Source organism: Bradyrhizobium pachyrhizi (genome assembly GCF_001189245.1).
GTDB lineage: Bacteria > Pseudomonadota > Alphaproteobacteria > Rhizobiales > Xanthobacteraceae > Bradyrhizobium > Bradyrhizobium pachyrhizi.
The window spans coordinates 96,884-107,404 of the sequence record NZ_LFIQ01000117.1 but is presented as its reverse complement, the minus strand read 5'-3'; the positions used below and the strand labels follow the sequence as shown (position 1 = coordinate 107,404).

Annotated in this window: 13 protein-coding genes, 1 pseudogene and 1 riboswitch; of the genes and pseudogenes, 4 read left to right on the top strand and 10 right to left on the bottom strand. The window is 65.7% G+C overall.

The annotated features are described in order from the left end of the window. A pseudogene (locus AKL29_RS43785) lies at positions 1–555 on the bottom strand (hypothetical protein); the annotation flags it as partial. Between the two features lie 211 nt (positions 556–766). On the opposite strand from AKL29_RS43785, the gene AKL29_RS32395 reads away from it, so the two are divergent. Beyond that, complete coding sequence (locus AKL29_RS32395) at positions 767–1,462, top strand: DUF4336 domain-containing protein (protein WP_050386979.1); 696 nt, start codon at positions 767–769, stop codon at positions 1,460–1,462. 31 nt (positions 1,463–1,493) lie between these two features. On the opposite strand, the gene AKL29_RS43905 is transcribed toward AKL29_RS32395, so the two are convergent. Both AKL29_RS43905 and AKL29_RS43900 read right to left on the bottom strand, forming a co-directional pair. Continuing rightward, on the bottom strand, positions 1,494–1,940 hold the full coding sequence (locus tag AKL29_RS43905) for a helix-turn-helix domain-containing protein (protein WP_202814567.1): 447 nt from the start codon (positions 1,938–1,940) through the stop codon (positions 1,494–1,496). Continuing rightward, positions 1,931–2,419 (bottom strand): DJ-1/PfpI family protein, encoded by a 489-nt coding sequence (locus AKL29_RS43900; RefSeq protein ID WP_202814566.1) that lies wholly within the window; start codon positions 2,417–2,419, stop codon positions 1,931–1,933. The genes AKL29_RS43905 and AKL29_RS43900 overlap by 10 nt, the downstream gene beginning before the upstream one ends. A 104-nt stretch (positions 2,420–2,523) precedes the next feature. On the opposite strand from AKL29_RS43900, the gene AKL29_RS32385 reads away from it, so the two are divergent. After that, complete coding sequence (locus tag AKL29_RS32385) at positions 2,524–3,351, top strand: dienelactone hydrolase family protein (RefSeq protein ID WP_050386978.1); 828 nt, start codon at positions 2,524–2,526, stop codon at positions 3,349–3,351. Here AKL29_RS32385 and AKL29_RS32380 read toward each other — a convergent pair. The 5 genes from AKL29_RS32380 to cobU are packed head-to-tail and all read right to left on the bottom strand — an operon-like array spanning position 3,334 to position 5,802. Continuing rightward, positions 3,334–4,092 (bottom strand): CbtA family protein, encoded by a 759-nt coding sequence (locus AKL29_RS32380; protein WP_028331467.1) that lies wholly within the window; start codon positions 4,090–4,092, stop codon positions 3,334–3,336. The genes AKL29_RS32385 and AKL29_RS32380 overlap by 18 nt on opposite strands. A 10-nt stretch (positions 4,093–4,102) precedes the next feature. Further along, a complete protein-coding gene (locus tag AKL29_RS32375; protein WP_202814565.1) occupies positions 4,103–4,315 on the bottom strand; it encodes a CbtB domain-containing protein in 213 nt (70 codons plus the stop codon). Then, positions 4,312–4,656, bottom strand: a complete 345-nt coding sequence (locus AKL29_RS41305) for a hypothetical protein (RefSeq protein ID WP_080666910.1) — start codon at positions 4,654–4,656, stop codon at positions 4,312–4,314. Before AKL29_RS41305 ends, AKL29_RS32375 begins: the two co-directional genes overlap by 4 nt. Continuing rightward, complete coding sequence (gene bluB / locus AKL29_RS32370) at positions 4,634–5,266, bottom strand: 5,6-dimethylbenzimidazole synthase (RefSeq protein WP_028331466.1); 633 nt, start codon at positions 5,264–5,266, stop codon at positions 4,634–4,636. The genes AKL29_RS41305 and bluB overlap by 23 nt, the downstream gene beginning before the upstream one ends. A gap of 32 nt (positions 5,267–5,298) precedes the next feature. Beyond that, positions 5,299–5,802, bottom strand: a complete 504-nt coding sequence (gene cobU / locus AKL29_RS32365; RefSeq protein WP_028331465.1) for a bifunctional adenosylcobinamide kinase/adenosylcobinamide-phosphate guanylyltransferase — start codon at positions 5,800–5,802, stop codon at positions 5,299–5,301. A gap of 165 nt (positions 5,803–5,967) precedes the next feature. Here cobU and cbiB point away from each other — a divergent pair, with 165 nt between their 5' ends. Both cbiB and cobD read left to right on the top strand, forming a co-directional pair. After that, positions 5,968–6,891 (top strand): adenosylcobinamide-phosphate synthase CbiB, encoded by a 924-nt coding sequence (cbiB, locus tag AKL29_RS32360; RefSeq protein WP_152977865.1) that lies wholly within the window; start codon positions 5,968–5,970, stop codon positions 6,889–6,891. 11 nt (positions 6,892–6,902) lie between these two features. Next, positions 6,903–7,871: a threonine-phosphate decarboxylase CobD gene (cobD, locus tag AKL29_RS32355; RefSeq protein WP_050387163.1), complete on the top strand. Its 969-nt coding sequence runs from the start codon at positions 6,903–6,905 to the stop codon at positions 7,869–7,871. A 202-nt stretch (positions 7,872–8,073) separates the two neighbouring features. Here cobD and AKL29_RS32350 read toward each other — a convergent pair whose 3' ends face one another. Together AKL29_RS32350 and cobO are read right to left on the bottom strand one after the other, a co-directional pair. Beyond that, complete coding sequence (locus AKL29_RS32350) at positions 8,074–9,522, bottom strand: cobyric acid synthase (protein ID WP_050386975.1); 1,449 nt, start codon at positions 9,520–9,522, stop codon at positions 8,074–8,076. An 11-nt stretch (positions 9,523–9,533) separates the two neighbouring features. Beyond that, entirely contained in the window at positions 9,534–10,187 is a 654-nt protein-coding gene (gene cobO / locus AKL29_RS32345; RefSeq protein ID WP_050386974.1) for a cob(I)yrinic acid a,c-diamide adenosyltransferase, read from the bottom strand. A 36-nt stretch (positions 10,188–10,223) separates the two neighbouring features. Continuing rightward, positions 10,224–10,435: riboswitch (cobalamin riboswitch) on the top strand. Positions 10,436–10,521: the final 86 nt, after the last annotated feature.

Below are 10,521 nucleotides of genomic sequence, written 5' to 3'. Positions count from 1 at the left end.
CGCGGCTGCATAGGCGGCGCCGGTCGCGAAGATCCAGATGACGGCCGCCGTTGCAAAGGGAACCAGTGCGAAGGGCATCCAGAACAACAGCGACGTCGGCGGGTAGAAGAACGGTGCGTAGGTGTTCTGACCGAGCACGGCGGCTACAGCGGCGCGGCCTGCGTCGCCATAGGCGTCGCCGGCGCGGCCTTCGAGCGCGAGCTTTGCCGCGGTCCAGAACGCCGCGAAATCATGGCCGACATCCATCGTCGGCGCAGCCCATGGGATGATCGCGATGCAGCCGATGAACAGGACGAGAAATACGCGGGTGAAGGCGGTGACACGATCAGCCGTGAGCCAGTCGGCCTCACGCAGCGCGGAGACCAGCGCGCCCGCGCCGTACCGCGGTGAATGCGCGAGTGCCGCCTGCGGCTGAGCTGTGGACGCATTCGAGGTTCGGCTGATGGTTGCGCGCGGCATCGCAGCGCCACGATCCGCGTCATCCGCCGCGAAGTGACGCGCGGCGTCATCAGCGAAGGCCAGCCTGTGTCCCTCGAGGTCCGACTTTTGCGACATCGGCCGCTTCATCCCAATCGCGTCGTGCACGCACAACATTTGGATCAAATCGTCTAAGGTTGCGTAAACCCGATCGTTGCAATTGGCCGCGGCGCAATCGGAACCGATGATCGACATTGGCCTTGTCCGCGGCCGGTCACGCCGGGCATGGTAAATGAACCCGCAACGCCGGCGGCAGCGTGCGGCGCTCGACGGTCAAGGTTCATCGCAAATGGCGGTATTGCAGCAGTTCGGCCACGACATCTGGATGGCCGGGGGGCCGAACCTCGCGGTCGCCGGGTTTCACTATCCGACCCGGATGGCCGTCGTCAGGCTGGCGGACGGCGGCCTTTTCATCTGGTCGCCGGTCCGGTTGACGGAGGAATTGCAGGCCGGCGTCAACGCACTCGGCCAGGTCAGGCACATCGTGGCGCCCAACTCGCTGCATCATCTGTTCCTCGCCGAGTGGAAGCAGGCCTATCCGGCCGCTGTGCTCCACGCCCCGCCTGGCCTGCGAAAGCGGCGCCGTGACCTCGGCTTCGATGCCGATCTCGCGGATGCGCCGAGCCTCGACTGGGTCGGACAGATCGATCAGGTGGTGATGCGCGGCAACCTGATCACCACGGAGGTGGTGTTCTTCCATGTCGAAAGCGGCACCGTGCTGTTCACCGACTTGCTGCAGCAAATCCCTCACGAACTGGTCTCCGGCTGGCGGGCGACGATCGCAAAACTCGACCTGATGGTCGGGCCGGAGCCGTCGGTGCCGCGCAAGTTCCGCGTTGCCTTCACCGGCCGCCGCGCGGCGCGTGCGGCCTTGCAAAGGATTCTGGCGTGGCCCGCCGAAAAGGTGCTGATGGCCCATGGCACGCCGGTCGAAAAGGATGCGCCGGCATTCTTGCGCCGCGCCTTCGCGTGGCTCTCGGCGTGATGATTCATCGCGGATGCGGCGTCGTTGCAGATCAACCGCCTGAGCGGAAATGCCGCGGCGAATGCCGCGTTTCGCGCCGGATCAGCCGGCGGAGGGTCGAGGGCTCGGCATATCCGACCTTGCCCGCGATCTCTTCGACCGACAGGCGCGTGGTCTCGAGCAACGACCGCGCCGTCTCGATCCTGATGCGTTGCACGAATTGAATGGGCGACACGCCGCAAATCGACTCGAGCCGTCTGGCAAATGTCCGCGGCGCCAGCGCGACGGCTGCGGCAACGTCCCCGATCGTGAAGTCGCGCGCGATGTTGCTGCGCACCCATTTCTCGGCCCTAGCGACCTTGGGGTCCTGGCCGGCAAGATAATTGATCGCCATGAACGGCGCCTGCGAATGCCGCTCGCCAAGCAGCAGGTAATTGGCGCAGCCCTTGGCCAGCGCCGGGCTGCCGAAACGCGCGATCACCGCGAGCATCAGGTCCATCTGCGCCATCGCCGCGCCGGCGGTGCGATCGGCCAGTCGGCCACCACCATGCGCTCCGTCATCAGCTCGACTTTCGGATAGCGTTGCCGAAACAGCGGCGCGAACCACCATGTCGTGGTCGCCCGCTTGCCGTCGAGCAGGCCGGTCTCCGCCAGCAAGAAGCTGCTGGCGCAGGACGCGGCGAGCATCGCGCCGCTCTCGAACGCCGTGACCAGCATGTCGCGGGCGTGCCGACATGCCGGTGTCGCCAGCTTCCGCTCCAGTGCATCGGCCGATGCCGAGCCGAGCCCGGGCACGATGACGAGGTCGGCGCCGCGCAATCGGCCCGCGCGCCGCCTCGGCCCATAACGCAGCGTCGTCACCTCGAAGCGCGTGCGCTTCGTCGTACTGATCCGGTTGGCGGTGGCCAGCACGTCGTGGGTGATGGCGGCCGCCGACGCGAGGCAGCCGTCGATCTCGACAACCGCGATCCTGGTCATGTCATAAAATCCGCGATCAATGTCATTTTTGACACTAGCTGCCGGGTGGAAAAATCGCAACTCTGACGCCAAGACGCTGCCGATCCCGATCAGGAGGACCGCCGATGCCGAACCGGCCGATGACCCAGGACGATCCGCTCGAGGATTTCGAGCGCCGCCAGATTACCCTCGATGGTGCCGGCAAGGCCGTCCATGTTGGCGGCGGAGGTCCTGCGGTGATCGTGATGGCGGAGATGCCGGGCATCAGCCCGCATGTGGCGCGCTTCGCCCGCTGGGTTCGCGATGCCGGATTCACCATCTATATGCCGTCGCTGTTCGGTCGCGACGGCGCTATTGCGAGCGCAGAGCAGGGTGCCGCGGTGTTTCAGCGCGCCTGCGTCAGCGCGGAGTTTCGTGCGATGGCCGCAAACCAGTCCAGTCCCGTGACGCAATGGCTGCGCGCGCTGGCCCGATTTGCCCATGGCGAATGCGGCGGTCCCGGTGTCGGGGCCATCGGGATGTGCTTTACCGGCAATTTCGCGCTCACCATGATGCTGGAGCCGTCGATGCTGGCGCCGGTGCTTTCGCAGCCGTCATTGCCATTGAACGATCCGGCGGGCATCGAGATCGCGCCGGAGCAAGTCAAAGCGGTGCGCGAGCGGTTGGAGCGCGAAGACCTGACCGTGCTGGCCTATCGCTTTGAGGGTGACAAGTTCTGCATGGCGCAGCGCTTTGCGGCCTATCGCGAGGCGCTCGGCGATCGATTCATCGGGCGGGTGCTTCCCGACAGCGCGGCGAATCGCGATGTGCCGCCGTTCTTCCGGAATTTCGTCACGACACCGCACAGCGTCGTGACCGTGCATCTGATCGACGAGGCCGGCCAGCCGACCATCGCGGCCCGCGATGAGATCCTGGCGTTTTTCAGGCAGCGGCTGTCACCCGCGAGCGGATGAGCCTTGCGATGGGCCTTGCCGGTCGAAATAGGCGAATGCGGCGCTCGTCAGGCTGCCCAGCAGGGACCAGAACACCAGACTGGTCAGCGTGACGGCGACCACGAACTGGTGCGACAGCGACGAGGGCACGTTGGTCTCGACATGCTCCAGCTCGGGCGCGCCGATCAGATGCGGCAGCATGATCAGGACCACGCCGGCGATGGCGGCCGGCACCGAGCGCCGGAACACGATCAGCCCGAGGCCGGCTGCGGTCGCCAGCACCGCCGTCACCCACCAGATCTGGCGCGAGAGCAATGGAGCGGTGGGAACGCCCGGTAATTCAGGCGGCAGTCCGAGGCCCGGAGCAATGGTGAAGACGGCAAAACCCGCGAGGCCCCACATCAAGCCTTCATGCCACGACATCTGCTCGCCGGTCGCGCCGCTGCGAACCGCGACGAAGCCGCAGAGCAGAAGCGCAAAACCGATCGCGGTCAGGATGTTTGCCCCCGCGGTATAGACGTTGCGTTCCAAACCATCGCGCGGCTCCCAGGCCTCCGCGCCATGATCATGATCGGCATGATCATGGACGAGGATCGCCTGCGGTGGCGCGGCGGCTTCGTGCTTGTGCGTGGCCGCCTTCTCGTAGACCTCGGCCCTGAGGATCAGGGGAACGGTGCCGAATTGCTGGACCGCCGTGACGACCAGGCCGACGATGAACCCGGCAATGACCGACGAGAAGACGATCGAGCGAAACGTGCTCATGCCAACGAGATCAGTGGCAGGGAAAGGCGTTGGAATGGCGCACGTCATGCGCGGCGTTGTGGATCACGTCGATGTGCGAGAAGCCGACCACGCCGACGATGAACAGGCCGAGCGTCATGGCCATCAACGACTGTGCAAGCCGTCCAACCTGTCGGGTAGCGATTGGCAGATGCGTGACCTGAGCTTGAGTAACCTGGGTTTGCGCGGTCCGGGACTGGCTCATGGTCGTTCTCCACATTCGATTTGATCGGCTTCTAGCAGCTTTCGGGTGATGTCGCGACTGGTAAGATGCAAATTTGTTCCAAGGGGAATGCGCTTGCGCTCGATCTTGGCGTGTGCGGCTGCCTTGAAGGCTGGTTCAAACCGCCTGAAATGGGCGAGACATGCGTCCACCGTCGGATCGGTGCCAAGCAGCGTGCGAAACGCGCCCCGATGCACGGCGCAGATGGCGCGGTGCTCCGGCACGGGAAAGACCAGCGAGGCGATGTCGGCGCGCCAGTGCGCGTCACAGCTTGGGGCGCAGTCGCCGGCAGGGAGGCGGTCAGCGTCGGATGGTGAATTCATCCGGACCTCGCCGCGATTCCCACTTGGCCTGTTCGAGCTCCGGACGGTCGCACTCGGTCTGTGGGTAACCGATGCAGAGATAGCCGATGAATTTCCAGGAGTCCGGGATTTCCAGAACGCCATGAATGCGTTCCGGATTGAGGATCGACACCCAGCCGATGCCGATGCCTTCGGCGCGCGCGGCAAGCCACATCGAGCAGATCGCGGCCACCACGGAATATTCCGACGTCTCCGGCATCGTCGCGCGGCCGAGACCGGCGCCGATCCGGTCGGTCTTCTCGGCAAACACGGCGAGATGGCCCGGCGCCTCCTCGAGGCCTGATAATTTCAATGCGGCATATTTTGCGGCGCGCTCGCCCGAATAGGACCGCAGCGCATCGGCGTTGCAGGCCTTGAAGTCGTCGATGACAGCGCGGCGCCGTGCCTCGTCGTCGACAATGACAAACCGCCAGGGCTGGCTCAGGCCGACCGAAGGCGACAGGCAGGCGATCTCGATCAGCCGCTCGATCGTGCCATCCGGCAGCGGATCGGTTCGGAACCGCCGCACGTCCCGCCGCCACACGAACAGCTCGTGCAGCTGCCGGCGAAACGTATCATCGAATGAGACCATTGCGGGGCCTTTGGCAGGATCGATCTCGGACTTCATTTAAGCTTCATCGGCAGGCCCGCAACGACGAACTCAACCTCGTCCGCGATGCCGGCGATAGTCTGGTTCATGATTCCTGCGGCGTCGCGGAAAGCCCGCGCCAATGCATTGTCCGGCACGATGCCGAGACCGACCTCGTTGGTGACCAGCACGACCGGGCCGCGCTGGCGCGACAGCGCATCCGCCAGCCGAGTCACTTCCTGCGACCAGTCGCGCCCGGCATGCAGCAGATTGGATAGCCAGAGCGTCAGGCAATCGACCAGCCTCGCACCAGCGCCATCGGTCCCGGACACCGCTTCAACCAGATCGAGCGGCACCTCGCGCTCGATCCAGTCGCTGCCGCGCCGCGCGCGATGTCTGGCGATCCGCTCATCCATTTCTGCGTCGAGCGCCTCGGCGGTCGCGATATAGATCGGCTGTCCCGGAAAGCTGCGCGCACGAAGTTCGGCGCGCCGGCTTTTGCCGGACCGGGCTCCCCCCGTGATCAGAATGACGGCCATATCATCTCCTGTGCGACCAGTACGCACTTCGCTCGGAAACGCTCTAACCACCAATCGCGGAGAAAGACAAAGCCGAAATCCGTCACGGAGGGCTTGCGCTCGGCCGATGTCTTGCGCATCAGGGGACCGCGGCGAGGAGAGGGTCAAGTGGGTTTTGCGGGAGCGATGGCGGTGGCGATGGCGATGGATGCCTTGATCGGCTGGCCGGCGTGGCTGTTTGCCCGCATCGGCCATCCCGTGACCTGGCTCGGCCGGCTGATCCATCTCGTCGATAGCGCCTGGAACCGCGCCTCCGATCCGCCGGCGTTTCGTCGCGTGGCTGGCGTCGCGGCCGCCGTTTCGGTGATCGCGCTGGTGATTGGGCTCGGTTGGGCCGTTCAGTCTGTGCTCGCATCCGGATGGGTGCGCGTTGTCCTTGTCGGTGTGCTGACGTGGCCGCTGGTTGCCGTGCGCTCGCTGCATGACCACGTCGCCGCGGTGGCCAACCCTCTTGTATCCGGCGACATTGCGGCCGCACGTTCGGCGGTTGCGCAGATTGTCGGGCGTGATCCGGCAATGCTCGATGACGCCGGCATCGCGCGCGCCACCATCGAGAGCCTCGCCGAGAATGCATCCGACGGCATCGTGGCGCCGGTGTTCTGGGGCGCGCTGTTCGGCCTGCCGGGAATCCTTGGCTACAAGGCGATCAACACGCTGGACTCCATGATCGGTCATCGTACCGAACGGCACGAAGCCTTTGGTTGGGCGGCCGCCCGGATCGACGATCTCGCCAATCTCATTCCGGCGCGGCTGACCGGGCTTCTGTTCGTGCTGCTCGCGCCGAACCGTTCGCAGGCGTGGTCATGCGTGTTGCGCGATGCGCAGCGGCATCGCTCGCCGAATGCCGGATGGCCGGAAGCCGCGATGGCCGGCGCGCTCGGCGTGCGGCTCAGCGGTCCTCGCATCTATCAAGGTCACATCGCCGATGAGCCCTGGCTGAACGAGGGGGCGCGCGATCCGGCTGGCGCTGATGTCCTCACCGGGCTGAAACTCTATCGCTACGCCATGATTCTGTTGGCCGGGGCGCTGCTGGTCCTGGCGCTGGCATGAAGGAGCGGCGCATGCGTGAGCACGGCGGGAATCTTGATGTCGCCCGGCAGCGCTTCGGCGGCGCTGCGGACGACTGGATCGACCTGTCGACCGGGATCAATCGGGTGCCGTATCCCTTGGTCGAAGTCGAGCCGCGGCACTGGAGCGCGTTGCCGTCGCGATCCGATCTTGAATCGCTGCACGACGCCGCGCGGCAGGCCTATGCGACCGACGCGTCGATCGTGGCGATGGGCGGTGCGCAGGCCGCCATTCAGTTGCTGCCGCATCTGGCGCCCCTGGGGCGGGCGCGGATTCTGGCGCCGACCTACAATGAGTATGCCGCGGTGTTGTCGGCCGCCGGCTGGGACGTCGCCGAGGTGTCCGATCTCGCCGCGCTCGCGGGTGCGGACATTGCCGTCGTCGTCAACCCGAACAATCCCGACGGACGACGCCATGACCAGCGCGAGTTGCTGGCACTGCTGCCGCGCGTTGGCCGGCTCGTCATCGACGAGAGTTTTGCGGATGCCGTTCCTGACCTGTCCCTTGCATCGGAAGCAGGACGCGCGGGGCTCCTGATCCTGCGCTCCTTCGGAAAGTTTTACGGACTTGCCGGCTTGCGGCTCGGGTTCGCGATCGGCAGCGAGGCGGACATCGCCGCGCTTGCCACGATGGCGGGCCCATGGCCGGTTTCGGGCGCCGCGATTGCGACCGGACGGCGCGCGTTGCTCGCTCACGACTGGGCCAAGGCCACGGCCGCGCGGCTGGCCGACGACTGCGTCAGGCTCGACGCAATGGCGCGATCGCAGGGCTGGACGCTGGTCGGCGGCACGTTGCTGTTCCGGCTGTACCAGACCGACGATGCGCTGGTCGCGCAGGAGAAGCTTGCGCGTGCGCAGATCTGGTCGCGGGTCTTCCAGCAAAAGCCGGGATGGCTGCGGCTCGGCTTGCCGGGCAGCGAGGCCGAATGGTCTCGCCTTTCCGCCGTGTTGTCTTCGGTCTAGCGACGATCTCAGCGTCGCCTCGCCCCGCGTGCGGGGAGAGGTCGGAACGCATCGCCAGATGCGTTCCGGGTGAGGGGGATTCTCCGCGAACGCAGCTATCACCGAATGTGCGGAGACGGCCCCTCACCCCAACCCTCTCCCCGTGAAGAACGGGGAGAGGGGGTACAGCGCCGTCGCTGTTCGACCCAGGAATCATCTCGCTTTAACGCGCCAGCGCGAGCAGGCCTTCGACATCGAGATGGGTCTCGATGTGTCCGGCAAGCGTGTCGAGCGCGCTCTCGACCCTGGCGCCGTAGGGCTGATCAGCCGCCGCGATGTCGAGTTGCGCGAGGAAGGCCTTGCGAAATTCGTCCGAGGCGAACAGGCCGTGCAGATAGCTGCCGTGAACGCGCCCGTCACTCGAAATGGCGCCTTCCGGCGCGCCGTCAAGCGATGCAAAAGGACGCGCGCGATCCGGACCGTCGGTGCGGCCGATATGGATCTCGTAGGCGCTGATCGGCTGGCTGGTCGCTTCATGCACCGCGCTGACGCGCGTCAGCGTCTTCTGTTCGGTCATGGTGGTCGTGACATCGAGCAGCCCAAGGCCGCGCGTTTCACCGGCGGGCCCCTCGATCCCATCGGGGTCGGTGACGCTCTGTCCGAGCATCTGGTAGCCGCCGCACAGGCCGAGGACATGGCCGCCGCGGCGATGATGCGCCAGCAAATCGATGTCCCAGCCCTGCGCGCGCAGGAAGGCGAGATCGCCGCGGGTCGATTTCGAGCCGGGCAGGATGACGAGCTTCGCATCACCCGGGATGGCTTCGCCTGGACGCACCATCACGAGATCGACGCCGGGCTCGAGCTTCAGCGGATCGAGGTCGTCGAAATTGGCGATCCGCGACAGCGCAAGGAACGCGATCTTGCACTGGCCCGGCTTGCGCGCCTCGCCGAGCCCGAGCGCATCTTCAGCCGGAAGTTCGCCGGCGCGGACGAACCAGGGCAGCACGCCAAACCCGCGCCAGGCGGTGCGCTCTTCGATCAGGCGGTAGCCGTCGTCGAACAATGTCGGATCGCCGCGGAATTTGTTGATGACAAAGCCCTGGATCATCGCGGCATCATCAGGATCGATCACCGCCTTGATGCCGACCAGCTGCGCGATCACGCCGCCGCGGTCGATGTCGCCGACCAGCACCACGGGCACGTCGGCCCGGCGTGCAAACCCCATATTGGCGATATCGGACTTGCGTAAGTTGACCTCGGCGGGGCTGCCGGCGCCCTCGACCAGCACCAGATCGGCGCGCTGCTTCAGGCGCGCAAAACTCTCCAGCACCGCGGCCATCAGCGATGGTTTCATGGCGGCATATTCGCGCGCGCGTGCGGTGGCGATCCGTTTGCCGTGCACGATGATCTGGGCGCCGACATCGGTTTCGGGCTTGAGCAGCACCGGGTTCATGTCGGTGTGCGGCTCGACGCCCGCGGCGAGGGCCTGCAAGGCCTGCGCGCGGCCGATCTCGCCGCCGTCGACGGTCACGGCGGCGTTGTTCGACATGTTCTGCGGCTTGAACGGCAGCACGCGCAGGCCGCGTCGTCGCGCGGCGCGCGCGAGGCCGGCGACGATGAGCGATTTGCCCACGTCCGAGCCGGCTCCCTGGATCATCAATGCGCGCGCCATCGTGATGTCCGTCAGAACTCGACGCCCGGCTGGGCCTTGATGCCTGAGCGGAACGGATGCTTCACCAGCGTCATCTCGGTGACGAGGTCGGCAATCTCGATCAATTCATCCTTGGCATTGCGCCCGGTGAGCACGACATGGGTCATCGGCGGCTTCGACGTGGTCAGAAAGTCGACGACATCTGATATCGCGAGGTACTCGTAGCGTAGCGCGATGTTGATCTCGTCGAGCACGACCATGCGCAGGCTCGGGTCTGCGATCAGCTGCTTGGCCTTTTCCCAGCCGGCTTGCGCTGCCGCGATGTCGCGGGCGCGATCCTGCGTCTCCCAGGTAAAGCCTTCGCCCATGGCGTGAAATTGACAGAGATCGCCGAAATGCCCGGTGAGCAGGCGGCGTTCGCCGGTATCCCAGGCGCCCTTGATGAACTGCACCACGGCGCAGGGAAAGCCGTGCGCCACACAGCGCACGATCATGCCGAACGCGGAGGACGATTTTCCTTTGCCGGCGCCGGTATGAACGATGATCAGGCCCTTTTCACCGCTCTTGGTCGCCATGATGCGGTCGCGGGCGGCCTTTTTTTTCGCCATCTTGTCCGCGTGGCGCGTGTCCAGCGAAAGATCGGTGCCGACGGCGCCGTCTTCAGCGTCGTTTCCATCTGAAATCATCACGTTCCTTCGGCTTGACAAGTGCGAGGCTTGGACGAATGGTGGTGCCGCGTTGGTTCCTGTCCTACGACAGGCGAAGAGGGAATGCGATAGGGCTCCGCTAAATCGGGCCCGAAGCGCAGCCGCCCCCGCGACCGTGACCGGAGAGATGCCCAAGCCACTGATTCCATGCGGAGTCGGGAAGGCGGGCATCGAAGGGTAAAACCTGCTCCGCAAGCCGGGAGACCTGCCAACGCAGCATGTTGTGAAACCGGCGGACGGGGTGTTCCGCGACGGGGAACGAACCTGTCCAAAATCGGTTCGTGTGCCTCATCGCTACCCGCTGTCAATCCAG